27 protein-coding genes are annotated in these 23,727 nt (G+C 67.9%); 15 read left to right on the top strand and 12 right to left on the bottom strand.

What is annotated here, in order from left to right:
- Positions 1-9 precede the first annotated feature (9 nt).
- Positions 10-1,029: a ribose-phosphate pyrophosphokinase gene (locus tag FHS00_RS09875; protein WP_183472455.1), complete on the bottom strand. Its 1,020-nt coding sequence runs from the start codon at positions 1,027-1,029 to the stop codon at positions 10-12.
- A gap of 124 nt (positions 1,030-1,153) precedes the next feature.
- Between FHS00_RS09875 and FHS00_RS09870 the strand changes: the two genes are divergently transcribed.
- Positions 1,154-1,753 (top strand): 2-hydroxychromene-2-carboxylate isomerase, encoded by a 600-nt coding sequence (locus FHS00_RS09870; RefSeq protein WP_183472453.1) that lies wholly within the window; start codon positions 1,154-1,156, stop codon positions 1,751-1,753.
- A 6-nt stretch (positions 1,754-1,759) separates the two neighbouring features.
- Here the strand turns inward: FHS00_RS09870 and FHS00_RS09865 are convergent, their stop codons facing one another.
- The 6 genes from FHS00_RS09865 to FHS00_RS09840 form a co-directional block, all read right to left on the bottom strand.
- Positions 1,760-2,806: a threonine aldolase family protein gene (locus tag FHS00_RS09865; RefSeq protein WP_183472451.1), complete on the bottom strand. Its 1,047-nt coding sequence runs from the start codon at positions 2,804-2,806 to the stop codon at positions 1,760-1,762.
- Positions 2,806-3,246, bottom strand: a complete 441-nt coding sequence (locus FHS00_RS09860; protein ID WP_183472449.1) for a YcgN family cysteine cluster protein — start codon at positions 3,244-3,246, stop codon at positions 2,806-2,808. The genes FHS00_RS09865 and FHS00_RS09860 overlap by 1 nt, the downstream gene beginning before the upstream one ends.
- A complete protein-coding gene (locus FHS00_RS09855; RefSeq protein ID WP_183472446.1) occupies positions 3,239-4,177 on the bottom strand; it encodes a bifunctional riboflavin kinase/FAD synthetase in 939 nt (312 codons plus the stop codon). Before FHS00_RS09855 ends, FHS00_RS09860 begins: the two co-directional genes overlap by 8 nt.
- A 57-nt stretch (positions 4,178-4,234) precedes the next feature.
- Complete coding sequence (locus FHS00_RS09850; RefSeq protein ID WP_183472443.1) at positions 4,235-5,113, bottom strand: TIGR01459 family HAD-type hydrolase; 879 nt, start codon at positions 5,111-5,113, stop codon at positions 4,235-4,237.
- 5 nt (positions 5,114-5,118) lie between these two features.
- Complete coding sequence (locus FHS00_RS09845; RefSeq protein ID WP_183472440.1) at positions 5,119-6,036, bottom strand: manganese-dependent inorganic pyrophosphatase; 918 nt, start codon at positions 6,034-6,036, stop codon at positions 5,119-5,121.
- A gap of 121 nt (positions 6,037-6,157) precedes the next feature.
- Positions 6,158-6,340, bottom strand: a complete 183-nt coding sequence (locus FHS00_RS09840) for a hypothetical protein (RefSeq protein ID WP_183472437.1) — start codon at positions 6,338-6,340, stop codon at positions 6,158-6,160.
- A 741-nt stretch (positions 6,341-7,081) separates the two neighbouring features.
- Between FHS00_RS09840 and groES the strand changes: the two genes are divergently transcribed.
- From groES to FHS00_RS09825, 3 genes are all read left to right on the top strand, one after another.
- Positions 7,082-7,369: a co-chaperone GroES gene (gene groES / locus FHS00_RS09835; RefSeq protein WP_183472434.1), complete on the top strand. Its 288-nt coding sequence runs from the start codon at positions 7,082-7,084 to the stop codon at positions 7,367-7,369.
- Positions 7,370-7,414: 45 nt separating this feature from the next.
- On the top strand, positions 7,415-9,064 hold the full coding sequence (gene groL / locus FHS00_RS09830; protein ID WP_183472431.1) for a chaperonin GroEL: 1,650 nt from the start codon (positions 7,415-7,417) through the stop codon (positions 9,062-9,064).
- 135 nt (positions 9,065-9,199) lie between these two features.
- Positions 9,200-9,946, top strand: coding sequence for a sulfite exporter TauE/SafE family protein (locus tag FHS00_RS09825; RefSeq protein ID WP_183472428.1), 747 nt, complete (start codon positions 9,200-9,202; stop codon positions 9,944-9,946).
- Here FHS00_RS09825 and FHS00_RS09820 read toward each other — a convergent pair.
- A complete protein-coding gene (locus FHS00_RS09820; protein WP_183472425.1) occupies positions 9,943-10,395 on the bottom strand; it encodes an NUDIX domain-containing protein in 453 nt (150 codons plus the stop codon). The genes FHS00_RS09825 and FHS00_RS09820 overlap by 4 nt on opposite strands.
- Positions 10,396-10,472: 77 nt before the next feature.
- On the opposite strand from FHS00_RS09820, the gene FHS00_RS09815 reads away from it, so the two are divergent.
- Positions 10,473-11,219 (top strand): alpha/beta hydrolase, encoded by a 747-nt coding sequence (locus tag FHS00_RS09815; RefSeq protein WP_183472422.1) that lies wholly within the window; start codon positions 10,473-10,475, stop codon positions 11,217-11,219.
- A gap of 3 nt (positions 11,220-11,222) precedes the next feature.
- On the opposite strand, the gene gntR is transcribed toward FHS00_RS09815, so the two are convergent.
- Complete coding sequence (gntR, locus tag FHS00_RS09810; protein ID WP_183472419.1) at positions 11,223-12,233, bottom strand: HTH-type transcriptional regulator GntR; 1,011 nt, start codon at positions 12,231-12,233, stop codon at positions 11,223-11,225.
- A gap of 92 nt (positions 12,234-12,325) precedes the next feature.
- Between gntR and FHS00_RS09805 the strand changes: the two genes are divergently transcribed.
- From FHS00_RS09805 to FHS00_RS09785, 5 genes are all read left to right on the top strand, one after another.
- Positions 12,326-12,886: a gluconokinase gene (locus FHS00_RS09805; RefSeq protein ID WP_183472416.1), complete on the top strand. Its 561-nt coding sequence runs from the start codon at positions 12,326-12,328 to the stop codon at positions 12,884-12,886.
- A complete protein-coding gene (locus tag FHS00_RS09800) occupies positions 12,883-13,896 on the top strand; it encodes a TRAP transporter substrate-binding protein (protein WP_183472413.1) in 1,014 nt (337 codons plus the stop codon). The genes FHS00_RS09805 and FHS00_RS09800 overlap by 4 nt, the downstream gene beginning before the upstream one ends.
- An 81-nt stretch (positions 13,897-13,977) precedes the next feature.
- On the top strand, positions 13,978-14,532 hold the full coding sequence (locus FHS00_RS09795; RefSeq protein ID WP_183472410.1) for a TRAP transporter small permease subunit: 555 nt from the start codon (positions 13,978-13,980) through the stop codon (positions 14,530-14,532).
- Complete coding sequence (locus FHS00_RS09790) at positions 14,532-15,848, top strand: TRAP transporter large permease (protein WP_183472407.1); 1,317 nt, start codon at positions 14,532-14,534, stop codon at positions 15,846-15,848. Before FHS00_RS09795 ends, FHS00_RS09790 begins: the two co-directional genes overlap by 1 nt.
- Positions 15,849-15,937: 89 nt before the next feature.
- Positions 15,938-16,165, top strand: a complete 228-nt coding sequence (locus tag FHS00_RS09785; RefSeq protein ID WP_183472404.1) for a WGR domain-containing protein — start codon at positions 15,938-15,940, stop codon at positions 16,163-16,165.
- Between the two features lie 17 nt (positions 16,166-16,182).
- On the opposite strand, the gene FHS00_RS09780 is transcribed toward FHS00_RS09785, so the two are convergent.
- From FHS00_RS09780 to FHS00_RS09770, 3 genes are all read right to left on the bottom strand, one after another.
- On the bottom strand, positions 16,183-17,139 hold the full coding sequence (locus tag FHS00_RS09780) for a calcium/sodium antiporter (RefSeq protein WP_183472401.1): 957 nt from the start codon (positions 17,137-17,139) through the stop codon (positions 16,183-16,185).
- Between the two features lie 134 nt (positions 17,140-17,273).
- A complete protein-coding gene (locus FHS00_RS09775) occupies positions 17,274-18,407 on the bottom strand; it encodes a Gfo/Idh/MocA family protein (RefSeq protein WP_183472385.1) in 1,134 nt (377 codons plus the stop codon).
- Between the two features lie 10 nt (positions 18,408-18,417).
- Positions 18,418-19,119, bottom strand: a complete 702-nt coding sequence (locus FHS00_RS09770; protein ID WP_183472382.1) for a GntR family transcriptional regulator — start codon at positions 19,117-19,119, stop codon at positions 18,418-18,420.
- A 97-nt stretch (positions 19,120-19,216) separates the two neighbouring features.
- Here FHS00_RS09770 and FHS00_RS09765 point away from each other — a divergent pair, with 97 nt between their 5' ends.
- Genes FHS00_RS09765 through FHS00_RS09745 form a run of 5 tightly spaced genes read left to right on the top strand, consistent with a single transcriptional unit; the run spans position 19,217 to position 23,699 of the window.
- The gene (locus tag FHS00_RS09765; protein WP_183472379.1) at positions 19,217-20,371 is read left to right on the top strand and encodes an LLM class flavin-dependent oxidoreductase; all 1,155 of its coding nucleotides are present in this window, start codon (positions 19,217-19,219) and stop codon (positions 20,369-20,371) included.
- Positions 20,371-21,261: an aldo/keto reductase gene (locus tag FHS00_RS09760; RefSeq protein ID WP_183472376.1), complete on the top strand. Its 891-nt coding sequence runs from the start codon at positions 20,371-20,373 to the stop codon at positions 21,259-21,261. Before FHS00_RS09765 ends, FHS00_RS09760 begins: the two co-directional genes overlap by 1 nt.
- Complete coding sequence (locus tag FHS00_RS09755) at positions 21,258-21,767, top strand: flavin reductase family protein (RefSeq protein ID WP_183472373.1); 510 nt, start codon at positions 21,258-21,260, stop codon at positions 21,765-21,767. Before FHS00_RS09760 ends, FHS00_RS09755 begins: the two co-directional genes overlap by 4 nt.
- Positions 21,768-21,819: 52 nt before the next feature.
- Positions 21,820-22,410 (top strand): TRAP transporter small permease, encoded by a 591-nt coding sequence (locus tag FHS00_RS09750; protein WP_183472371.1) that lies wholly within the window; start codon positions 21,820-21,822, stop codon positions 22,408-22,410.
- Entirely contained in the window at positions 22,410-23,699 is a 1,290-nt protein-coding gene (locus FHS00_RS09745; protein ID WP_183472368.1) for a TRAP transporter large permease, read from the top strand. Before FHS00_RS09750 ends, FHS00_RS09745 begins: the two co-directional genes overlap by 1 nt.
- Positions 23,700-23,727: the final 28 nt, after the last annotated feature.

Raw genomic sequence — 23,727 nt, 5'->3', positions numbered from 1 at the left:
CAGTCCGCCTCAATCGGCGGTGTACATGCCTTCATAGATCGGCGTCAGCGTCTCGTGCTCGAAGAGCGAACTGACGCTGGTGCCGTTCCAGATGTTGAGGATCGCCTGCGCGAACATCGGCGCGGTCGGCACGATGCGGATGTTGGGCGCGTTCTTCACCGCCTCGGTCGGCTCTATCGAATCGGTGATCACCAGCGATTTCATGACCGATTTCTCGATGCGGCTGACGGCGGGGCCGGAGAGCACGCCGTGGGTGATGTAGCTGTGCACCTCGGTGGCGCCGGCCTCCATCAGCGTCTCTGCCGCCTTGCACAGCGTGCCGGCGGTGTCGCAGATGTCGTCGACGATGATGCAGGCCTTGCCCGAGACGTCGCCGATCACGGTCATCTCGGCCACTTCGCCGGCCTTTTCGCGGCGCTTGTCGACGATGGCGAGCGGCGCGCCGATGCGCTTGGCCAGCTCGCGCGCGCGGGCGACGCCGCCGACATCGGGGCTCACCACCATCACGTCGTCGCGGCGGTCCTTGAAGTGGTGCGCGACGTCGAGCGCGAAGATCGGCGCGGCGTAGAGGTTGTCGACGGGAATGTCGAAGAAGCCCTGGATCTGGGCGGCGTGCAGATCCATGGTCAGCACCCGCTCGATCCCGGCCTCGGCGATCAGGTTGGCGACCAGCTTGGCCGAGATCGGCGTGCGCGCCTTGGCGCGGCGGTCCTGGCGGGCATAGCCGAAATAGGGGATCACGGCGGTGATGCGCGCGGCCGAGGACCGGCGCAGCGCGTCGGCCATGATCAGCAGCTCCATCAGGTTGTCATTGGCCGGGTTCGAGGTCGGCTGGATGATGAACATGTCCTCGCCGCGGACGTTCTCGTAGACCTCGACGAAGATCTCCTGGTCGTTGAAGCGCTCGATCCGGGCGTCGACGAGGCCGACATTCATGCCCCGGTGCATCGACATGCGACGGGCGACCGCGCGGGCCAGGGTCTGGTTGGCGTTGCCGGCAATCAGCTTCGGCTCGTTCAAGGTGGGCATCAAGGGGCATCCTCGGCAGGCTCGGGCCGCCTCGCAGCGGGCGGCGGAAAGATTGACACCGCCTAGCACAGCCCTAGCATGGCGCAAACCTGCCCGATGGGGGTGGCGTGCGAAGAGGGGCTTCATGCCGAAAATCGACTACTTTTTCGCGACATTGTCGCCCTATGTCTACATCGCAGGGACCCGGCTCGAGGAGATCGCCGCCAAGCACGGGGCCGAGATCGTCTACAAGCCCATGGACGTGATGGCGCTGTTCCCGCGTTCGGGCGGGCAGCTTCCCAAGGACCGGCATCCGAGCCGGCTCGAATATCGTCGCCAGGAGATGCGCCGCCAGGCCAAGAAGGCGGGCCTGCCGCTCAATCCGCGTCCGGCGTTCTGGCCCACCAACGGCGCGCCCGCCGCCTATGCGATCATCAACGCCCAGCGGGCGGGTGGCGGCGACATGGGGCGGCTGGTGCACGCGATCACCCGCGCCTGCTGGGCCGAAGAGAAGGACATCGCCGTCGAGGAGGTGATCCGCGCCGCGCTCGAGGAGGCGGGCTTCGACCCCGGCCTGGCCGAGAGCAACATGATGGGCGCGGCCGACGAATACGCGCAGAACCTCGAGGAGGCGGTGCAGCGCGGCGTCTTCGGCTCGCCCTTCTACATCACCGACACCGACGAGCGGTTCTGGGGGCAGGACCGGCTGTCGGATCTCGACCTGCACCTGTCGGGGCAGCTCTGAGCGGCCTCAGCCGAGCAGCGCCAGGAAACGGTCGACCTGCTCGGCGCCCAGTGACCAGTCGCAGACCAGCCGGGCGGTGAGCCGCTCGGCCGGATCGCCGGTCATCGGATCCCCATCCATGACGTAGAAATCCGCGCCGCCATCGCTCAGGCGGCGCAGCGTGGCGCGCGGCAGGGTGACGAAGACGAGGTTGGCCCCGGCCGGGTAGAGGATCTCGGCCTCGCCATGCGCGCGCAACCCGGCGACGAGGCGGGCGCAGGCCTCATTGGCGCGGCGCGCGAGATCGAGCCACAGGTCGTCGTCGAGATAGGCCTGCATCTGCGCCGAGAGAAACCGGTGCTTGGAAAAGAGATGGCCGCCGCGCTTGCGCCGGATCTCGAAATCGCGGGCGAGGTCGGGGTCGAAGAACACCGCGGCCTCGACGCCGAGGCAGCCATTCTTGGTACCGCCGAAGCTCAGCGCGTCGATGCCCGCCTTCCAGGTCATCTCGGCCGGGCTGCAGCCCAGCGCCGCGATCGCGTTGGCGAAGCGGGCGCCATCCATGTGCACCTTCTGGCCGCGCGCATGCATGATCTCCGACAGCGCGGCGATCTCGGCGAGGTCGTGGACCGCGCCGGTCTCCGTCACCTGGGTGATGCTCAGCGGGCCGAGCTGGGCATTGTGAAAGCTGCGCGCCCCCTCGGGCAGCAGCGCGCGCTCCAGTGCTGCGGGCGTCATCCGCCCGTCGGGGGCGGGCACCAGAGTCAGCTTGGCGCCGCCGGTATAGAATTCGGGCGCGTTGCCCTCGTCATGCTCGACATGGGCGTGCTCCGAGCAGAACACCGCGTCCCAGGGGCGGGCCATGCACCCCAAAATCAGCGCATTGGCCGCGGTGCCGGTGGCGACGAGATGCACCTCGGCCTGCGGCGCCTCGAAGATGTCACGGATGCGGTCGCGCACCCGCGACATCGCGCTTTCCGAGCCATAGGCGCGCTGGTGGCCGTCATTGGCGCGCGCGATCGCCTCGAGGATTGCGGGGTGGGCGGGACCGGCATTATCGGAGGCGAACTGCATCAGACGGGCTCCTCGATGATATGGTCCTCCCAGTCGTCGTCATCGACTTGGGTTTCGGGTACGGTGCGGCCTGCCATGGACACGCCCGCGCGGTGCACGGCCTGACGGTCGCCGGAGATCAGATGGTGCCAGCCGTAGAGCGGGCGCCCCTCGGCGCGCAGCCGGTAGGCGCAGGTTGCGGGCAGCCAGTACATGGTCTCGGCGATCTTGTCGGGGGTGAGCACGATGCATTCGGGCACGTATTTGTGCCGGGTCGCGTATTTCGTGCACAGGCAGGTCGCGCCGTCGAGCAGGCGGCAAGCGACACGGGTCAACGCGACCTCTCCGGTGTCCTCGTCCTCGATCTTGTTGAGGCAGCACTTGCCGCAACCGTCGCAGAGCGCCTCCCACTCGGCGCGATCGAGCTCCTCGAGAGGCAATTGCCAGAAACGTTCACGCATCGGCCAGAACCTCACGGGCGCGGGCGCAGTCGGCCTCCATCTGCGCGATCAGGGCGTCGAGCCCGTCGAACCTTTCCTCGCCACGCAGGTATTCGACCAGCGCCACCGAGATTTCGGCGCCGTAGAGATCGCCCTTGAAGTCGAACAGGAAGGTTTCGCAATTCGGGTGGTTCTCGCCGAACATCGGACGGGTGCCGATCGAGGCGGCGCCGTCATAGGTCCCGGCATGCGGGCCGGTGAGCACGTCGACCTTGACGGCATAGACGCCGAAGCGTGGCAGGTGCAGCCCGTCGATGGTCATGTTCGCGGTCGGAAAGCCCAGCTCGCGGCCGCGCTTCTCGCCATGGATCACCTCGCCTTCGAGCCGGTGCAGGTGACCGAGCATGGCGGCGGCGTCGCGGGGGCGGCCCTCGGACAGGGCGCGGCGGATCGCGGTTGAGCTGACCTCGCCCGCGTCGAGCGCGACGAGCGGCGAGACGGTGACGCCGAAGCCATGCGCGCGGCCCAGCGCCTCGAGCATCGCGGCATCGCCGGCGCGGCCCTTGCCGAAGCGGAAATCGGCGCCGATCACGACGTGGCGCAGGCCGAGGCCCTCGGCGATCACCTGGTGGGCGAAGCCCTCCGGGGAAAGCGCGGCGAGGCCCGCATCGAAGCGAAGCTCGAACAGCCGCTCGACACCGATCTTCTCGAGCCGGTGGGCGCGGGCGGTCCGGTTCATCAGCCGGAAGGGCGGGGCATCGGGCGCGAAATACTCGCGGGGATGCGGCTCGAAGGTCATCACGCCCAGGGGCGCACCGAGTCGCGCGGCCTCGGCGCGGGCGAGGTCGATAACCGCGCGATGGCCGAGATGCACGCCGTCGAAATTGCCGATGGAGGCGACGGCGCCGCGGTCGGCGGGGGGAATGTCGGTGAAATCGCTGAAGCTGCGCATGGCGCCTTGCGTAGCGGCGGGGCGGGGCGCGCGCAAGCAGGCGCGCGCCCGATAGGTCTAGCGCAGGAAACCGATGGAGAAGGTCGGGGCCTGCCCCTCGTCGCGCAGATAGGCGGCGAGCTTCTCGGCGTCGGGCTGGCCGCCCGACCGGGTCGCGGTCTCGGCGGCGGCGAGGCCGCCGGTGATGAACAGGCAGTCGAGATCCTCGCCAGCCGCACCCGACACGTCGGTATGCGGCCCGTCGCCGATGCAGATGATCCGCTCGTCGGCGATGCCCGGCGCGATCTCGTGCAGCCTGCGGCGCGCGAGGTCGTAGATGGGCGGGTGCGGCTTGCCGAAATAGAGGCTTTCGCCGCCCATCTCGGAGTAGAGCCGGGCCAGCGCCCCGGCGCACCAGACCCGCTCCTCGCCGCGATCGACGATGATGTCGGGGTTGGCGCAGAGCAGCTTCAGGCCGCGCGCCACCGCCGTCTCGAAGGCGGGGCGGTAGACCTCCGGGTCGGCATGCTCGTCCTCGGGGCCGCAGCAGACGATGCCCTCGGCCGCGTCGAGATCGACGCGCGCCACCTCGACCGGATCCTTGATGATCCGCAGCGGCTCGAAGAAGGCCTCGTCACGCTCGTCGCCGATGAACCAGACTTTCTCGCCAACCGCGCCCTGATACATCGCGGCGCGGGCCGAATCGCCTGAGCTGGCCACGCTGTCATAGCAGTCGCGCGGCACGCCCAGCCCCTCGACCTGCGCCTCCACGGAGGCGCGCGGCCGCGGCGAGTTGGTGACGAGGATCACCTTGCCGCCCGCCGCCCGGAAGCCGCGCATCGCGGCCACCGCCTCTTCATAGGCCCGCACGCCGTTATGCATGCAGCCCCACAGATCGACGAAGGCGGCGTTGTAGCTGCCCGAGATGTCGGCGAAACGCTCGATGATCCGCGTCATCCGGATCAGGCCTTCAACACGGGGATGATCTGCTTCTTGCGGCTCATCACGCCGGGCAGCACGACGCTGTCGCCCGAGACGGTGGCGTCGAAGCTCTTCTCGGCGATCGCCTTGACGGTGTCGTTCTGCACCAGCAGCGTCGCCTGCTCCTTCAGGATGTCGACCACGAAGAGCAGCACCTCGTCGGCGCCATCCTCGGCCGCGACCTTGGGCATCGCCTCGAGAAGCGCGTCCTTGCGCGACAGCACCTGGTCGGGGGAGGTGGTCTCGAGCACGCTCACGCGCAGCTTCTTGCCGTCGACGGTGGTCTCCTTGCTGTCCATGCGCAGCAGCTCCGCTTCGGAGAAAGCCGAGACGTCGGACTTGGCGGCGAACATCTCGCCGGCATAGTCGGAGACATCGATGCCGAGATCCGCGGCCAGCCGCTCGGCCAGCGCCTTATCGGCGGGGGTGGTGGTCGGCGAACGGAACTCGAGCGTGTCCGACAGGATGCAGGACAGCATCAGGCCCTTGATGCCCTCGGGCATCTCGGTGGCCACATGGCCCATCAGGTCGTGCATGATGGTCGCGGTGCAGGCCAGCGGCTTGATAGTGATGTCGATCGGGCCCTTGGTCTCGATGCCGCCGAACAGCTTGTGGTGGTCGATGATCGCCTGGATGTCGGCTTGGTTGATCGAGGCCGGCAGCTCGGCGGGGTTGTTGGTGTCGACGATGACGACCTTCTGGCCCGGCTCGACGTCGTCGATCACCTGCGGCAGCTCGAAGCCCCAGCGCTCTGCCACGAAGGCGGCCTCGGTGTTGGGCTGGCCCAGCAGCCGCGCTTCGGCCTCCTGGCCCTGGCGGTTCAGATACCAGGCCCAGATCAGCGGCGAGCCGGTGGAATCGGTGTCGGGCGCCTTGTGGCCGAAGACGAGCGTGGTCATGGGATTATCCTTCGGGAGGTCGATGAAACTGTCGCGCGCCTTATAGGCAGGGCCGCGCGCCTTGTCACCCGCCCGGAGGGGCCGGCAAGGGGCGGCGCGGTCCCCCGCGCCGCCCCCCGTCTCACCGCGCCGGCTCCGCGCGCGGGCGTTTGGTGACCAGCGCCCGGATGCGCGGCCAGAAGCCGCCCGCCCCCGTGGCGCGGGGCGCGGCCGGGGGGTCGTCCCTGGCGGCGCGCAGCATGGCCAGGCCGGTGCCGACATGCGGCGGGTTCAGATCGAGCCGCTCGGGCGCGCCCCGGCGCATGCGGGGGCGTTCCTCCCAGGGGGGCGGGGCTGTCGGGCTGGGCGCGGTGGTCGACGATGTAGAAAGGCGGATGCATGATGTGTTCCTTATTCATCCTTGGGTTGAGTTTCCGGGCATGGAGAGGCCTTGCCCGGCGGCTGAAACGGCCATGACTTTCCCGGCCGGCGACGCGGGCTGCGCGTCGTCGGGTCGGGAAGACCGGCACGGGTGCGGGCTCGCCCCTAGAGGGGTGAGGCGCGCGGGGGGTGGGCGATCGGAGCGCCGCTGACGCCATGATGCCGCTGCGACCGCCCGAGGGCGGTGCGGCGGAATCGGAGGCGTTGCGAGGCGGGTCGCGCAAGGCGACGGCCGGCGGCGACCGGATGATCGGCCACGACGATACGGGGGGTCATGGACTGGGCCCTGAAACTGGCAAGATCAACAGGCGGAGGCGGGGGCAAACCGGCCTTCCGCGACAGGCGGCGGCGCGGCATTCAGCCGTGTGAGAAATAACCTCGAGTCATAAGCCGCTCTCCCAATCCGGGGTTGTCCTGCGCGCCATCATGCACGAACAGGATGCGCTGAGAACCCCCTTTTTCGACTTACTTACGCGGGCGCGCGAGATGTGACATTTCCGCGCCGCGCGATGCTTGACAGGGGCGTGAGCGCTCCTTACCTGTCTCGTCGTTGGCACTCACCGAGGGAGAGTGCTAATGCCCCGCCGGGGCATGAGAACATACATACTGCTGAGGAGCTGCAGAGATGGCATTCAAACCGCTTCACGACCGGGTCCTGGTGCGCCGCGTCGAAGGTGAAGAAAAGACCAAGGGCGGTCTGATCATCCCCGACAACGCCAAGGAAAAGCCGGCCGAGGGCGAAGTGATCGCCTGTGGCGAAGGCGCCCGCAAGGACAGCGGCGAGCTGATCGCCATGGCCGTCAAGGAAGGCGATCGCGTCCTGTTCGGCAAGTGGTCGGGCACCGAAGTCACCGTCAACGGCGAAGAGCTGCTGATCATGAAGGAAAGCGACATTCTCGGCATCATCGCCTGAGATCGCTGACTTCAATCACCCCATTCAAGATCAAGGAGCACTGACATGGCTTCCAAGGACGTCAAGTTCGACACCGATGCCCGCAACCGCATGCTCAAGGGCGTCAACACCCTCGCCAACGCGGTGAAGGTGACCCTCGGCCCCAAGGGCCGCAACGTCGTCATCGACAAATCCTTCGGCGCGCCGCGCATCACCAAGGACGGCGTCACCGTCGCCAAGGAGATCGAGCTCGAGGACAAGTTCGAGAACATGGGCGCGCAGATGGTGAAGGAAGTCGCTTCCCGCACCAACGACGAGGCGGGTGACGGCACCACCACCGCCACCGTGCTGGCCCAGGCCATCATCAAGGAAGGCCTGAAGTCGGTCGCCGCCGGCATGAACCCGATGGACCTCAAGCGCGGCATCGATCTCGCCACTGCCAAGGTCGTCGAGGCGATCAAGGCCGCCGCGCGTCCCGTCAACGACAGCGACGAAGTTGCCCAGGTCGGCACCATCTCGGCCAACGGCGAAGCCGCCATCGGCCGCCAGATCGCCGACGCGATGCAGAAGGTCGGCAACGAGGGTGTCATCACCGTCGAGGAGAACAAGGGCCTCGAGACCGAGACCGAAGTCGTCGAGGGCATGCAGTTCGACCGCGGCTACCTGTCGCCCTACTTCGTGACCAACCCCGACAAGATGGTCGCCGAGCTCGAAGACTGCATGATCCTGCTGCACGAGAAGAAGCTCTCCTCGCTGCAGCCGATGGTCCCGCTCCTGGAGCAGGTGATCCAGTCGCAGAAGCCGCTGCTGATCATCGCCGAGGACGTCGAGGGCGAAGCCCTGGCCACGCTCGTCGTCAACAAGCTGCGTGGCGGCCTGAAGATCGCCGCCGTCAAGGCGCCGGGCTTCGGTGACCGTCGCAAGGCCATGCTGCAGGACATCGCGATCCTGACCGGCGGCCAGGTGATCTCGGAAGATCTCGGCATGAAGCTCGAGAATGTCACCATGGACATGCTCGGCACCGCCAAGAAGATCCGCATCACCAAGGACGACACCACGATCGTCGACGGCAACGGCGAGAAGGCCGAGATCGAGGCGCGCGTCGCCCAGATCCGTCAGCAGATCGAGGAGACCACCTCGGATTATGACCGCGAGAAGCTGCAGGAGCGTGTGGCCAAGCTCGCCGGTGGCGTCGCCGTCATCCGCGTCGGCGGCATGACCGAGGTCGAGGTGAAGGAGCGCAAGGACCGCGTCGATGACGCGCTCAACGCGACCCGCGCCGCGGTGCAGGAAGGCGTGATCGTCGGTGGCGGCGTCGCTCTGGTCCAGGCTGGCAAGTCGCTCGAAGGTCTGACCGGCGAGAACTCCGACCAGAACGCCGGTATCGCCATCATCCGCCGCGCGCTGGAAGCGCCGCTGCGTCAGATCGCCGAGAACGCCGGCGTCGACGGCGCCGTGGTTGCCGGCAAGGTCCGCGAGTCGACCGACCTGGCCTTCGGCTTCAACGCGCAGACCGAAGAATATGGCGACATGTTCAAGTTCGGCGTGATCGATCCGGCCAAGGTGACCCGCACGGCTCTCGAGGACGCGGCTTCGGTCGCCGGCCTGCTGATCACCACCGAGGCGATGATCGCCGACAAGCCGAAGAAGGACGAGCCGGCCGGCGCCGACATGGGCGGCATGGGCGGCATGGGTGGCATGGGCGGCATGATGTAATCTGCCGGATCACCACCGATCCAACGGGGAAGGGGGCCGCAAGGCCCCCTTTTTCCGTTTGCGCAAACCCTCTTGCGGCGGGTCCATGCGCACGGCATGGATCGGACGGCCCCGGTCGGGCCGCCGGGAGGCCGCATGCTGTTCTTCGTCACTCTCACCGTCGCGGGCATCCTTGCCGGGGCGCTCAACGCCATCGCGGGGGGCGGCACCTTCCTGACCTTTCCGGCGCTGGTCTGGCTCGGCCTGCCGCCGATCATGGCCAACGCCACTGCCACCATCGGCGCGCTGCCGGGCTATGCCAGCTCGGCCTGGGGCTACCGCGCGGATGTCGGTGCCGAAGGCGCGCTGGGACTGCGGGCGATCATCGGGCTTGGCGCCTTGGGTGGCCTGCTCGGGGCGGGCCTGCTGCTGGTGACGCCGGGCGCGGTGTTCGACGGGCTGGTGCCGTGGCTGCTGCTGGTCGCCACGCTGCTCTTCGCCGCCGGGCCGCGCATCCTGAATTTCGTGCGGGCGCGGGGGATCGGCCCGGCGGGTCCGGTCCTGTCGGGGGCCGCGGTGCTCGCGGTGTCGACCTATGGCGGCTATTTCAATGGTGGTCTGGGCATCCTGCTGCTGGCGATGCTGGGGATGATCGGCTTCGTGAACCTGCACGGCATGAACGGCCTCAAGGTGCTGCTTTCGGCGGTGCTCTCGCTGGTTTCGGCGGTGGCCTATGCCGCCGCGGGGCTGATCGACTGGCGCGCGGCGCTGATCATGGCGGTGGCCACGACGATCGGCGGCTATCTGGGCGCGCGCGGCGCCAAGCTCATCCGCATGGATCACCTGCGCATCGGCATCACCGGCGTCGGGCTGGTGATGACGGTGCTGTTCTTCGCGCTCTAGAGGATGATCGGCTCGAGCGGGTCGTAGCTTGGCGCGTCTGCGTCGCCCCAGGCCACCGCGGCGAGGCTGTCGGGCTTGACCCTGAGCATGGCCATCTCGTGTCGCGTGACCCAGCGGCGATGGCTGACGATCCCCTCCGGGTCGACCCAGTCGCCATCCGGGTCGCCCGAGACGATCTCGCAGCGGAAATAGAGGTCGACCTGATGGAAGCCGCGCCGCTCATGGTGAAACTCGTTGACCAGGCAGGGCGCGCCCACCGCGATCTCCAGCCCGCATTCCTCGCGCAGCTCGCGGGCGAGGTTGTCGGGCAGCGAGACATGCGGATCGACCCCGCCGCCGGGCGCGCACCACAGATCCTCGCGACCCTTGTAGGCATTGACCAGAAGCAGCCGGTCGCCACGCATCAGGATCGCGCGGACGGCAAGACGGACGGGGCGGGGCGTGGTCATGACGGGCAACATGACGCCGCCGTGAGGCGGGTGCAAGCGGGGCTGTGCGGGCGTCGACGCGCCGCTATGTAAATCACATGACCCGCCCCCTTGCCCTCGTGACCCTGTGCCTGCTGCTGCTGTCGGGCTGCGCCCGCGCCGCGCCCGAGCCGAGCGCAGATTGCGTGGTCTTCCTGCACGGGCTGGCGCGCACTGATCTGAGCCTCGCGCCTATGGCCGAGGTGCTCGAAGCCAATGGCTACGCGGTGGTCAACCGCGGCTATCCCTCGACCGAGGCGCGGATCGAGGAGCTGGTCGATGCGGTGCCCGAGGACGTGGCGGCCTGCGGCGACCGCCGGGTGCATTTCGTCACCCATTCGATGGGCGGCATCCTCGCGCGGCTCTGGCTCACCGATCACCGCCCCGCGCGGATGGGCCGGGTGGTGATGCTCGCGCCGCCCAACAAGGGGTCCGAGCTTGTCGACGTCTTCGGCGGCTTCGAGCCCTTCGAGTGGATCAACGGTCCGGCCGGGCTGCAGCTCGGCACCGATCCGCAGAGCTTGCCCAACCGGCTCGAGCCGCTGCCCTCCTACGAGGTCGGGATCATCGCCGGCGACGCCTCTCTCAACCCGGTCTTCTCGGCGCTGATCGAGGGTCCCGATGACGGCAAGGTCTCGGTCGCCTCGACCCGGCTCGAAGGGGCGACGGATCACATCGTCCTGCCGGTCAGCCATACCTTCATGATGAACAACCCGCTGGTGATGGCGCAGGTGCTGGCGTTCCTGCGCGAGGGGCGGTTCGACCGCTCGCTCAGCCTTGGCAGCGTTTTGTTCGGCTTCGACTGACCGCTAGCTTGGGCCTTCGGTGCTGCGCCGGGCCTGCACCTCGCTGCCCAGATCCACGAGAGCGGGGCCCGGATCCTTGCCTTCGAGCCGGGCGCGGATCATCTCGGCGGCCCTGGCTCCCATTTCGAAGCGGTTGGTGCGCACCGAGGTGATCGGCGGCTCGGCCGCGCGCATCATTTCCAGATCGTTGAAGCCGCAGATGCCCAGATCGCCCGGCACCGCGCGCCCCAGCCGCATCGCCTCGAACAGGGCACCCAGCGCGAGGTCGTCATTGTTGCAGAACACCGCGTCGGTATCGGGGCGCCGTTCCAGCAACCCGCGCAGGAGCGCCGCACCCATGCCGACATTGGACGGCGTCTCGGTGGTCTCGCAGCGGTCGGCATCGAAGATCCCTGCCGCCTCGGCCTCGGCGCGGAAGCCGGCGAAGCGGCGACGGGTGCGCGGGTCCATCCGGGCGCCGAGAAAGCCGGGCCGGCGGTAGCCCTGCGCGATCAGGTGCCGTGTCGCCGCCGCCGCCGCGTCGTGATGCGAGAAGCCGACCATCATGTCGACCGGGTCTGCGCCGATCTCCATGACCTGCACCACCGGGCAACCGGCCCGGTCCAGCAGACGCCGCGCCGCTGCCGTCTGGTCGATGCCCGCGACGATCAACCCGGCCGGGCGCTGCCGCAGGAACACCCCAAGCAGGCTTTCCTCCGTGCCCGGATCGTAGCGGGTGATGCCGTACTGGACGTCGAAACGGCTCTCGGCCAGCCGGTCGTAGATCCCCGACAGCACGTCGGTGAACACCGCGTTGGTGGCCGACGGAATCAGCACGCCGATCACGTCGGAGCGGCCGGTCGCCAGTGCCCGCGCCGCCGGATCAGGGACGTAGCCCAGCGCCGTGACGGCGGCGTCGATCCGGGCGCGGGTTTCCGGCTGCACCGTGTCGGGCCGCCGCAGCGCACGGCTGACCGTTATCGGCGACACCCCCGCCTGTGCCGCCACCTCGGCCAATGTCACCCGCTTTGCCATGCCACGCTCCCTCTTGACGGATGACAGCGCTGTCATCTAATGATAGCGCTGTCATCGTAGCCGCGGGGAGCGGCTGCGACAAGGGAGGCGGCATGACGGTCAGGCGCGAACCGATCCTGGTGATGGGGGTGAGCGGCGCGGGCAAGAGCACCGTGGCGCGCGGCCTCGCCGACCGTCTGGGCGGCGTCTATGTCGATGCCGACGACCTGCATCCCGGGGAGAACGTCGCTGCCATGTCGCGCGGCGAGCCGCTGACCGACGCGATGCGCTGGGGCTGGCTCGACCGAGTGGCCGAGGTGGTCGAGCGGACCGAGCCTTTTGCCGTCTTCGCCTGCTCCGCGCTCAAGCGCGCCTATCGGACGCGGCTGCGCGATCATCTGGGCGATTTTCCCATCATCTATCTCGACGGCGACTACACGCTGCTGCGCGAGCGCATGGCGCGGCGCAAGGGGCACTACATGCCCGTCTCGCTGCTCGACAGCCAGTTCGAGGCGCTCGAGCCGCCCGTGCCCGAGGAGGGCGCGATCGCCGTTTCCGTCGCGCCGCCACCCGAAGAGGTGGTCGACGCGGCGCTGCGCGAACTTTCATCCCGCCTGCAGGGAGGGCCCGAGCAATCCGGTCAGGCAGGCAACACACCGAGGAGGACTTCATGACCAGAACTTTCACCATCACCCTCGCCGCCGCGCTGACGCTTTCGGGCGCGGCCGTGGCGCAGGATTACAGCTTCCGCTTCCAGTCCTCGGACCCGGCGGGCAACCCGAACTTCGCGCTCCAGAAGGAGTGGGCCGAGAGCGTCTCGGAGATGTCCGATGGCCGCATCGAGGTGGAGATGCTCCCCGTCGAATCGATCGTCGCCCATAACGAGACGCAGGATGCGATCGCGGCCGGCATTCTCGACGGCCACATCACCGACACCTCGTACTTCTCCGGCAAGGACCCGGCCTTCGGCCTGATCGCCAACCCCGTCGGCGCCTGGAGCGATCCGCAGCAGATGTTCGACTTCATGGAGGCCGGCGGCGCCGAGCTGATGAACGAGCTGGTCGAGCCCTACGGCCTGCACTTCATCGGTGCGACCACCCCAGGCCTCGAGGCCTTCGTATCGAAGGTGCCGCTCGAGGGCGTCGACGACCTCAAGGGGCTGAAGCTGCGCGCGCCCGAGGGGCTGGTGCAGCAGGTCTTCGCGGCCGCCGGCGCGGCGCCGGTGAACCTGCCCGGCTCTGAGGTCTTCACCTCGCTCGACAAGGGCGTGATCGACGCGGCCGACTACACCGTGTTCTCGACCAACCAGGCGCAGGGCATGCACGACGTCGCCCCGCACCCGGTCTATCCGGGCTTCCACTCGATGCCGCTGGTCGAGGTGTCGATGAACCTCGAGAAGTGGAACGCGCTGCCCGACGACCTCAAGCAGGTCATGGAAGAGTCGGTCAAGCAGTTCGCTCAGGACCAGGTCGCGGCGCTCAAGGCCGCCGACGAGGCCGCGGTCGAAGAGGCCAAGGCGGGCGGTGAGATCACCGTGCATGACTGGTCCGACGAGGAGCGCGCCAAGTTCCGCCAGATCGCCATGGGCGAGTGGGAGAAGGTGGCCGAGCGTTCCGAGAATGCGGGCCGGGTCTACGAGACGCTGACCAGCTACCTGCGCGAAAATGGCCTGATCGCCGAGTAACAGGCGCGGCACGAGGGATGGCGACGCCCGGGCCGCAGGTCCGGGCGTCTTCGCTTCAACCATGACGAGGGACAAGGGCAAGTGACCGAAGATCACACCGACATCGCGCCGCCCCGCGACGAGGGCGCGCCGATCGCCGAAGCGGGCTGGCTCGGTCGCGCCATCGACCGCGCCGGCATCGTCTTTGCGATCGGCATCATCATCGCCATGCTGATCCTGATCCAGGAAGTGGTGCTGCGCTACTTCTTCAACCGGCCGACGATCTGGGCGCACGAGACCACCGTGTTCCTCTCTGGGCTCGCCTTCATCTTCGGCGGTCTCTACTGCACGGCCCGCGACCGGCACATCCGGGTGGTGCTGATCTACGACATCCTCGGGCCGCGCATGCGCCGCGCCTTCGACGTGGCGATCTCGATCATCTGCGGCCTTTCGGCGGCGATGTTCACCTGGGCCGCCTGGATCATGGTCAGCCGCGCCGCCTTCACCCCGACCGGTGATTTCAGGCTCGAACGCTCGGGCAGCGCCTGGGACCCGGTCTATCCCGGCGCGATCAAGATTTTCCTCATGCTCGTGCTGGGCATCATGACGGTCCAGTTCGCGATCCTGGCCGTGAACTACGCGCGGGGGCGCCGCTGATGGATTTCTTCGGATCGATCCAAGGGCTCGGGATCGAGGGCGCGACCGCGCTGATGTTCGCGATGCTGCTGGTGCTTCTTGTCACCGGCATCCCGCTGGCCTTCGTCACGCTGCTGGTGGCGCTGGTCTTCGCGCTGGGCTGGTTCGGCCCGATGGCCGTGCCGCTGATCACCAGCCGGGTCTATTCTTTCGTTTCCAGCTTCGTCTTCGTCTCGGTACCGATGTTCGTGCTGATGGCGGCGATCCTCGACCGCTCCGGCATTGCGCGCGACCTGTTCGACGCAATGCGGCTCGTCGGCGGGCGGCTCAGGGGCGGCATCGCGATCCAGACCATCCTGGTGGCCGTCATCCTCGCCGCGATGTCGGGGATCATCGGCGGCGAGGTGGTGCTTCTGGGCCTGATCGCGCTGCCGCAGATGCTGCGGCTCGGCTATGACCGCAACCTCGCCATCGGCGTGGTCTGCGCAGGCGGCGCGCTGGGCACCATGGTGCCGCCCTCGATCGTGCTGATCATCTATGGCCTGACCGCCAACGTCTCGATCGGCGACCTGTTCACCGCGGCCTTCGTGCCGGGGCTGATGCTGGCGGGCTTCTACGTGGCCTATGTGCTGATCCGCGCCTATCTCAACCCGGCCATGGCGCCGGTGGTCGAGGGGCCGCGCGCCACCACGGCCGAGAAGCTGCGGTTGCTGAAGGGTCTGTTCCTGCCGATCCTCGTCGTCATCGGCGTGCTCGGCTCGATCTATGGCGGCATCGCCAGCGTGACCGAGGCTTCGGCGGTCGGCGTGCTGGGCGTGACGCTGTCGACCATGATCCGGGGCGAGTTCACCTTCGGCCTGATGCGCGATGCGGCGCTACAAACGCTTCAGACCGTGGGCATGATCGTCTGGATCGGCATCGGCGCGACCGCGCTGGTGGGCGTGTTCAACCTGATGGGCGGGATCAAATTCGTCTCGGCGATGATCACCGGCATTTCGGACGAGCCGGTCATCGTGCTGCTGTTCATGATGGCGCTCCTGTTCGTGCTGGGCATGTTCCTCGACTGGGTCGGGATCGCGCTGCTGACCATGCCGATCTTCGTGCCGATCATCACCTCGATGGGCTACGACCCGGTCTGGTTCGGGGTGGTGTTCTGCATGAATATGCAGATGAGCTTCCTGTCCCCACCCTTTGGACCGGCCGCCTTCTACCTCAAATCGGTAGCGCCGCCCGAGATCTCGCTGGGCGACATCTTCCGCTCTCTGCTGCCCTTCATCGGCATGCAGGCGCTCGCCGTCGCGGTGCTGATCATCTTCCCGGCGATCGCCATCTACTGAGGCACGCCGCGCGGATGTGATGGCCCGCCCCTTGCCAGGCAGGGGGTGGGCCCTTTCTATATGTGGTACCGCAACGCCGAGGCGCCACCATGGACATCCACCTCGAAAAGATCGACGCGGCCCGCAACTGCTATCGCTTCTACGAGATCAGCCTCGCGCCCGATCTCTTTGCCGAGGCGGCGCTGGTGGTGCGCTGGGGCCGGATCGGCGGGCGGGGTCGGGTGCGGGTGGCCGGCTCGGGCTCGCTGCGCGAGGCGCAGGACATGGCGACCCGGCTGCTTCGGCTCAGGCTGCGCCACGGCTACGCGCTGCGCTGAGCCTCAGCGCCGAAGCCTCAGGGCCAGAGCGCCCAGAGATAGACGCCGTAGCCCGCCAGGAGCGCCGCACCCTCGCGGCGCGAGATTCGCAGCCCGGTCCAGGCCAGCGTCACCACCGCGAGCGATGCGGCGATCATGACCAGGTTGTCGAAGGTGAGGATCTCGGTCGGCACATCGCCGGGCGATACCATGGCGGTGACGCCGGCGATGCCGAGGATGTTGTAGATGTTGGAGCCGATGATGTTGCCGAAGGCCATGTCGGCCTGCTTGCGGATCGCCGCCATCACCGAGGTGACCAGCTCCGGCAGCGAGGTGCCGATGGCCACGACCGTCAGGCCGATCACGGTCTCGGAAATGCCGAGGCTGCGCGCCAGCGTGGTCGCTCCCTCGACCAGCAGGTAGCCGCCGAGCACCACCAGCGCCAAGCCGCCCAGCGCGGTCAGGAGCGAAACGGGCAGGGAGGTCGTGCCATTCGGCGCCAGCGCGGGATCGGTGGCCTGCGCGGCCTCGGCCTTTTCGCGCACTGCGCCGCGGCTTTCCTGCCGGAAAGCCATGTAGATGTAGAGCGCGAGCGCCAGCACGAAGGCCAGACCGATGCCGAGGCCGAGGGACATGGTGGTGCTCAGCGCGGCGAAGCCCAGCGCCACCGCCACCATGACGCCGCCATCGCGCTTGAGCGCGGCGGACTGCACGGCGATCGGCGTGATCAGCGCGGCCGCGCCCATGATCAGCAGGATGTTGGCGATGTTGGAACCGACGACGTTGCCATAGGCGATGCCCGGCACGCCCTTGAGCGCCGCCTGCACCGAGGTGACGAGCTCGGGCGTCGAGGTGCCGAAGCCCACCAGCGTCAGGCCGATCACCAGCGGCGACACGCCCAGCCTCTCGGCCACCCGCACCGCGCCGCGCACCAGGAACTCACCGCCGAGCACGAGCAGCACCAGCCCTGCCATCAGCGACAGCCACATCTCCATCACGTTTCCCTTTTCACCGTCCCTTGGCCGCGTTCCGGCCCCGGCTGAAATGGGATGACAGGGAGGGGGACGACAAGCGGTCGTCGGTCACGGCGCGCAAATATATTCGCGCCATGACCGGTCGGGCAGGGTGATCAGGCGGCGCGCAGGCGCGCCGGCATCAGCCCGGTCTCCTCCATCGCCACGGCCCGGCCCTCGCGGATCGACATCTGTGCCGCGAGGCCCATGGCGACGGCGGCCCAGCCATCCTCGAGCGTGACCTCCGGGCGGCCGCGCTGGCCGCGCACCAGTTCGAGGAAGCGCGCATGCTGGTAGAAGGTCGAGCCATTATGGTCGCCCGCCTCCAGCAGCGCCGGGTCGACCGGGATTTCCCGGATCTCCGGGCCCTTGGGCTCGCGCGGGCTGACGATGAGCTGCGGCACCGGCGGCGCGCCCAGATGCTCGGGCCAGAACCGGCCTGGCCCCGGCACCAATGCTTCGATCCGGGCCCGCGGGCCGACCGCCGTCACCTCTTCCTGGTAGCGCGCGCCCTCGGCGAACATGCACAGCTCCAGCATGGCGCGGCCGCCGCGTGCGAAGTCGACGATGACATAGCCGTTGTCGAGCACGTCGGGGGCCACGCCCTCGTAGTTCTCGTCTTGGTGATTCACCGCCTGGCTGCCGGAGGCCATCACCCGCACCGGCTCGTCGCCCAGCGTCAGCCGCATCAGGTCGAAGAAGTGGCAGCACTTCTCGACGAAGGTGCCGCCGGTGTAGCGGTTGAAGCGGTTCCAGCCGCCGACCTTGTGCAGGAAGGGGAATCGGTGCTCGCGGATGGTCAGCATGCGGATGCCGCCGGTGGTGGCCTGCGCCTCCTTCAGAAAGGCGGCGATCGGCGGCATGTAGCGGTATTCCATCGCCACCCAGACCGGTGCCGGGTAGCTGTCGCGGAAAGCCGCGAGACGCGCCGTCTCGGCCGGGTCGGTGAAGAGCGGCTTCTCGACGAGGAGCGGCAGCGGTTTGAGCCGGGCGATCTCCTCCATCTGTTCGAGATGGCGGAAGTTCGGGCTGGCGATCAGCAGGCAGTCGAGCTCTTCGGTCGCCATCAGGTCGGCGACCGAGTCGCACATGCGGGCCTCGGGTGCCAGCGCCTGCGCCAGCATCGCCATCTCGGCGTCGGGCTCGAAGATGGCGGCGACCCGGGCGCCGGGCAGCAGCGCGATGTTGCGCAGGTGCTCCTGTCCCATCATGCCGCAGCCGATGATGCCGTAATTGGTGACCGTGGTCATGTGACCTCCCTCAGATCAGGCGCTGCACGTAATGGGCGCGCGCCGTGTCGAACCATGTGCGCGAGAATTCGACCGGGGCGGGGCCCTGCGCCCAGCTCAGCCGCTCGATGTAGCCGGTGATCGTGCCGGGGCGCAGCGTGAACGCCTCCGGCGCCCATTCGGGCACCGCGCCGACCGTTACCCGATCCTCGGCCCGGGTGATCCAGAAGCCGAGCCGGGTCTTGTAGTAGAGGTAGAGGGAGTCGCCCAATTTCTCCGGGTCGATCGTCCCGACCGCACCGTCGAGCCAGATCTCCTCGACCGCGATGATCGTGTCGTTGAGCCGCCGCAATCGGCGGATCCGACTCGCTTCCGACGCGGCGCCGAATTCCGGCAGGTCGGCGGGCTTCTGCATGCGCGCCAGATCCAGAAGCTGGGCACGCGGCAGCCCGCCCCCCTCCGGCAGCTCCAGCCGGAACATCGAATAGACGCTCTCGGCCCGAGCGTTGCGGCGCACGTAGTTGCCGGAGCCTTGGACCCGCTCGAGCAGCCCCTTCTCGGTCAGCTCGGCCAGCGCCTTGCGGAGCGTGCGTACCGAGGTGCCCAGCCGCGCCGCATAGTCCCGTTCGGGCGGCAGGCGTTCGCCCTCGACCAGCCGTCCCGACGCGATCTCGCGGATCAGGAGTTCGGCGATCTGCTGGTGCAGGGGCAGGGCGGCGGGGGCGTCTTGCATCGGGTCGAAAACCGGTGGCTCGAAATTGATGCACCATTGATTTGCATTTGGCGGGCTGCTAGGCAAGAGGAAATCGCCGCCCCCGGAGGAGCCCTGCATGACCGTCGTCCCCATCACCTCGCCCGATCTCGACGCGGTCGAGCTGTCGTGGTTCGCAGCGCTCTGCTCGGATGATTACCGGCTTCTGGGCAAGCCCGAGGGCGATCTGCGCTCCTCTTGGGCGCATTGCTCGGAGATCGTGAAGACCGCCGAAGCCCAGGGCTTTCGCAACATCCTCTGCCCGTCGTCGTACCAAGTGGGGCAGGACACGCTGAGCTTTGTTGCGGGCTGCGCGCCGATCACCTCCAAGATCAACCTGCTGGCCGCGATCCGCTGCGGCGAGATGCAGCCGATCATGTTGGCGCGCACCGTCGCCACGCTCGATCACATGCTGGAAGGCCGCCTGACGCTGAACGTCATTTCCTCGGATTTCCCGGGCGAAAAGGCCGAGAGCAGCTTCCGCTACCAGCGGTCGCGCGAGGTGGTGGAGATCCTCAAGCAGGCCTGGACCCGCGACGAGATCAACTACAAGGGCGAGGTCTACGACTTCCAGGGCCTGACCACTGACCCAGCCAAGCCCTACCAGGAAGGCGGCCCGCTCCTGTATTTCGGCGGCTACTCTCCCGACGCGCTGGAGCTGTGCGGCCAGCATTGCGACGTCTACCTGATGTGGCCGGAGAAGAAGGAAGACCTCGCCGACCGGATGCGGGCCGTGCACGCGGTGGCCGAGAAATACGACCGCACACTCGATTACGGCCTGCGGGTGCATGTCATCGTCCGCGACACCGAGGCCGAGGCGCGCGAATACGCGCAGCATCTCGTCTCCGAACTCGATGACGATCAGGGCCGCGCGATCCGCGAGCGCGCGCTCGATGCCACCTCGCTCGGCGTGTCGCACCAGGCGCGCAACCGCGAGCTCGCGGACATGGAGGGCTTCATCGAGCCCAACCTCTGGACCGGCGTCGGCCGGGCCCGCTCGGGCTGCGGCGCCGCTCTCGTCGGTTCGACCGACCAAGTCTATTCGAAGCTCGAGGAATACCGGAATATGGGCATGCGGGCCTTCATCCTGTCGGGCTATCCGCATATCGACGAGGCCAAGCATTTCGGCGCCCGCGTGCTGCCGATGATCAAGACCTGCTCGCTGCCGGAGGCCTATGGCCGCGTCCCGGCGGGCACCCCGAAGACGCCGCTCGGCGCAGGAGAACGACGCTGATGGATCGTATCGAGATTTCGCGCGACGTGGCGCTGAGCCGCCTCGTCTATGGCATGTGGCGCATCGCCGACGATTCCGACACCACGCCCGCCCATGTCCGGGCCAAGATCGACGCCTGCCTCGAGCAGGGCATCACGACGATGGATCAGGCCGACATCTATGGCGGCTACGGCGCCGAGGCGGTGCTGGGCGCGGCGCTGAAGGAGGATCCTTCGCTGCGTGACCGGATCGAGATCGTCAGCAAATGCGGCATCGTCGCGCCGATGGGTCGCCATGCCGACAAGACGGTCAAGCATTACGACACCTCGCGCGCCTATATCGAGCAGGCGGTCGAGACGAGCCTGCGCGACATGGGCACCGAGTATCTCGACCTGCTGCTGATCCACCGCCCCAACCCGATGATGGACCCCCGCGAAACCGGCGCCGCGCTGGACGGGCTGGTGGCCTCCGGCAAGGTTCGCGCCGTCGGCGTGTCGAACTTCCGCCCCTGGGACGTGGAGCTGCTGGAATCGGCAATGGAGACACCGCTCGCCACCAACCAGATCGAGATCTCGCTCAAGGAGCTGTCGCCCTTCACCAATGGCGATCTCGCCTTCCACCAGCGCCGCAATATCCCGCTGATGGCCTGGTCGCCGCTGGGCGGGGGCGACCTGATGACCGGGCAGGGGCCGGTGGCCGAGCGGCTCGATCGCATCGCCCGCGCCCAGGGCGTCGATCGCGCCGCCGTCGCGGTCGCCTTCCTGCTGGCGCATCCGGCGGGCATCCTGCCGGTGCTGGGCACCAACAATCTCGAGCGGATCGCGAAGATTTCCGACGCGCTCAAGGTCGAGCTCGACCGCGAGACCTGGTTCCTGCTCTACGAAGCCGGTCTCGGCACCGAAGTGCCATGAGAGCGGCGGCCGAAATCACCGGCTTCGTGCCGGACGCGGAGAACACGCGGCTCTTGCGCGATGCTTTCGGCCGCTTCGCCACCGGCGTCACCATCGTCACGGTAGCTGGCGAGGACGGTCCCGTGGCGATCACGGCCAACAGCTTTTCGAGCCTGTCGCTCGATCCGCCGCTGGTGCTGTGGTCGCCCGACAAGGGCTCGCGCCGCTTCGGGCATTTCGCCAACGCGACGCATTACGCGATCCACGTGCTGTCCGCCGACCAGGCCGATCTGTGCTTCGGCGTCAGCAAGGACGCCTGGAAGCTCGGCGACCACGACCTCGAGCGCAACGCCTCCGGCGTGCCGGTGATCCCCGGCGCGCTGGCCCGCTTCGATTGCACCCGCGAGGCCACGCATGACGGTGGCGATCACGTGATCGTGGTCGGCCGCGTCGACCGGGCCGAGCTTCGCGACGGCGCGCCGCTGGTCTTCTACGCCGGCAAGCCGGTGCGGCTCGCGCAGGACTGAGACACGCCGTCTCCGGGGGAGGAGCGGCGACCCGAGAGGGAAGGGGAGAGGAATGGGAGGAGTTCTGGCCGTGCTGGGGCCGCTTGGGCGGCTCAATGCGGCGCTCTGTACCGCGGGCCGCGCGATCGGCGTCGCGGCCATCGCGGTGATGGTGGCGGTGACGCTGCTGCAGGTCGTCATGCGCTACGTCTTCAACAACGCGCTGCCATGGCCCGACGAGGCGGCGCGCTTCTGCATGCTCTGGATGACCGGGCTGATGGCGCCGACCGCGCTGCGCCATGGCGGCTTCGTCGCCATCGACAGCCTGCTGATGGCGCTGCCGGTGCGGCTGTCGTCGCTGCTGTCGCTGATCCTGCTGTCGATCGCCATGCTGGTGCTGGTGATGGGGCTCAGCATCGGCTGGGCAGAGGTGAACGGTCTGGGCGGGCGTTTTGATACCGCTTCGCTCTATCTGCCGACCTCGTGGGGTTTCGACAGCTGGTACCGCATCCCGCGCAGCTGGATGATGCTGTCGCTGGTGGTGGGCTTCGCGATGCTGATCCTCGTCAATCTCGAGCTGATGCTGCGCGCCCTGATGGGGCTCTTCGGCGCGGCCGACCGGCTGCCCATGGTTCGTAATCCCGTGCTGGGGAGCGCCGAATAATGCTGGTCCTGTTCCTTCCGGTCTTCCTGTTCTTCCTGATGGTCGGCCTGCCGGTCTTCTTCGGCCTGCTCTTCGCCCCCGGCATCCTACTGTGGCTGAACGGTCAGGAGCGTGACCTCACGCTTCTCTACCGTAACCTCTACAACGGCATGGACAGCTTTCCGCTGATGGCGATCCCGTTCTTCATGCTCGCGGGCGAGCTGATGAATCGCGGCGGCATCACGCTACGCCTTGTCGAGTTCAGCCAGGCGATGATGGGCCATTTCCGCGGCGGCCTCGCGCATGTGAACATCCTGTCATCGATGCTCTTCGCTGGCCTCTCCGGCTCGGCCGTGGCCGACACCTCGGCGCTGGGCTCGATGCTGATCCCGGCGATGGAGAAGCAGGGCTACACCCGCCGTTTCGCCGCCGCGATCACCGCCGCCTCATCGGTCATCGGTCCGATCATCCCGCCCTCGGGCATCATGATCATCTACGCCTATGTCATGGGCGAGAGCGTCGCCGCGCTGTTCCTCGCGGGCATCGTGCCGGGCATGCTGGTCGGCGTCGGGCTGATGGTCCTGGTGAAGATCATGGCCGATCGCTACGACTTTCCGGTCGCCTCGCGCCGTCACAGCTGGGGCGAGCGCGGGCAGGCCTCGCTCAAGGCGTTCTTCCCGCTGCTGACGCCGGTGATCATCCTCGGCGGCATCCTGTCGGGCGTCTTCACCCCGACCGAGGCCGCCGCCGTGGCCGTGGCCTATGCGCTGATCATAGGGCTCTTCGTGCTGCGGACGCTGAAGTTCTCGGAACTCGGTGACGTGCTGTCCAAGGCAGGCATCACCTCGGCGGTGGTGCTGCTGCTGGTCGGCGCGGCGATGTCGTTCAAGACCGTGGTGTCGCTCTCCCACGCGCCGGAGATGCTGGCCGACTTCATCCTGACCCTGACAGAGAACCCGCTGCTGCTGCTGTTCCTGATCAACCTGCTGCTGTTCGCGGTGGGCATGTTCCTCGACGCGGGCCCGGCGATCATCATCTTAGGTCCGATCCTCGGGCCGGTGTTCACCGGGCTGGGCGTCGATTCGGTGCATTTCGCGATCATCATGTGCGTGAACCTGACCGTGGGGTTGGCGACACCACCGATGGGGCTGGTGCTCTTCGTCGCGGCCTCGGTCTCGGGCGAGAAGGTCGAGACCATCTCCAAGGCGATCCTGCCCTTCCTCGCGGTCGAGATCCTGGTGATCATGCTGATCACCTTCGTGCCCGAGATATCCATGACGATCCCGCGCCTGACGGGCTTCGCCGACTGAACGACGACAAGAACAAAGACGACCAGAG

Origin of the sequence: Limimaricola variabilis, from assembly GCF_014195545.1 — a bacterium.
GTDB classification, from domain to species: Bacteria; Pseudomonadota; Alphaproteobacteria; order Rhodobacterales; family Rhodobacteraceae; genus Limimaricola; species Limimaricola variabilis.
Note: the sequence above shows the minus strand (reverse complement) of the source record. Positions and strands in the feature narration are given on the sequence as shown.

Coding starts and splice junctions, on each gene's coding strand:
- gntR (WP_183472419.1), bottom strand. CDS start 12,233: ATGGCAAAGCGGGTGACATTGGCCGAGGTGGCGGCACAGGCGGGGGTG.
- FHS00_RS09840 (WP_183472437.1), bottom strand. CDS start 6,340: ATGCGCCGGGGCGCGCCCGAGCGGCTCGATCTGAACCCGCCGCATGTC.
- FHS00_RS09825 (WP_183472428.1), top strand. CDS start 9,200: ATGCTGTTCTTCGTCACTCTCACCGTCGCGGGCATCCTTGCCGGGGCG.
- groES (WP_183472434.1), top strand. CDS start 7,082: ATGGCATTCAAACCGCTTCACGACCGGGTCCTGGTGCGCCGCGTCGAA.
- FHS00_RS09760 (WP_183472376.1), top strand. CDS start 20,371: ATGGATCGTATCGAGATTTCGCGCGACGTGGCGCTGAGCCGCCTCGTC.
- FHS00_RS09845 (WP_183472440.1), bottom strand. CDS start 6,036: ATGACCACGCTCGTCTTCGGCCACAAGGCGCCCGACACCGATTCCACC.
- FHS00_RS09860 (WP_183472449.1), bottom strand. CDS start 3,246: ATGCGTGAACGTTTCTGGCAATTGCCTCTCGAGGAGCTCGATCGCGCC.
- FHS00_RS09865 (WP_183472451.1), bottom strand. CDS start 2,806: ATGCAGTTCGCCTCCGATAATGCCGGTCCCGCCCACCCCGCAATCCTC.
- FHS00_RS09765 (WP_183472379.1), top strand. CDS start 19,217: ATGACCGTCGTCCCCATCACCTCGCCCGATCTCGACGCGGTCGAGCTG.
- FHS00_RS09750 (WP_183472371.1), top strand. CDS start 21,820: ATGGGAGGAGTTCTGGCCGTGCTGGGGCCGCTTGGGCGGCTCAATGCG.
- FHS00_RS09785 (WP_183472404.1), top strand. CDS start 15,938: ATGGACATCCACCTCGAAAAGATCGACGCGGCCCGCAACTGCTATCGC.
- FHS00_RS09855 (WP_183472446.1), bottom strand. CDS start 4,177: ATGCGCAGCTTCAGCGATTTCACCGACATTCCCCCCGCCGACCGCGGC.
- FHS00_RS09780 (WP_183472401.1), bottom strand. CDS start 17,139: ATGGAGATGTGGCTGTCGCTGATGGCAGGGCTGGTGCTGCTCGTGCTC.
- FHS00_RS09770 (WP_183472382.1), bottom strand. CDS start 19,119: ATGCAAGACGCCCCCGCCGCCCTGCCCCTGCACCAGCAGATCGCCGAA.
- FHS00_RS09815 (WP_183472422.1), top strand. CDS start 10,473: ATGACCCGCCCCCTTGCCCTCGTGACCCTGTGCCTGCTGCTGCTGTCG.
- FHS00_RS09745 (WP_183472368.1), top strand. CDS start 22,410: ATGCTGGTCCTGTTCCTTCCGGTCTTCCTGTTCTTCCTGATGGTCGGC.
- FHS00_RS09820 (WP_183472425.1), bottom strand. CDS start 10,395: ATGACCACGCCCCGCCCCGTCCGTCTTGCCGTCCGCGCGATCCTGATG.
- FHS00_RS09870 (WP_183472453.1), top strand. CDS start 1,154: ATGCCGAAAATCGACTACTTTTTCGCGACATTGTCGCCCTATGTCTAC.
- FHS00_RS09850 (WP_183472443.1), bottom strand. CDS start 5,113: ATGACGCGGATCATCGAGCGTTTCGCCGACATCTCGGGCAGCTACAAC.
- FHS00_RS09800 (WP_183472413.1), top strand. CDS start 12,883: ATGACCAGAACTTTCACCATCACCCTCGCCGCCGCGCTGACGCTTTCG.
- FHS00_RS09755 (WP_183472373.1), top strand. CDS start 21,258: ATGAGAGCGGCGGCCGAAATCACCGGCTTCGTGCCGGACGCGGAGAAC.
- FHS00_RS09875 (WP_183472455.1), bottom strand. CDS start 1,029: ATGCCCACCTTGAACGAGCCGAAGCTGATTGCCGGCAACGCCAACCAG.
- FHS00_RS09790 (WP_183472407.1), top strand. CDS start 14,532: ATGGATTTCTTCGGATCGATCCAAGGGCTCGGGATCGAGGGCGCGACC.
- FHS00_RS09805 (WP_183472416.1), top strand. CDS start 12,326: ATGACGGTCAGGCGCGAACCGATCCTGGTGATGGGGGTGAGCGGCGCG.
- groL (WP_183472431.1), top strand. CDS start 7,415: ATGGCTTCCAAGGACGTCAAGTTCGACACCGATGCCCGCAACCGCATG.
- FHS00_RS09775 (WP_183472385.1), bottom strand. CDS start 18,407: ATGACCACGGTCACCAATTACGGCATCATCGGCTGCGGCATGATGGGA.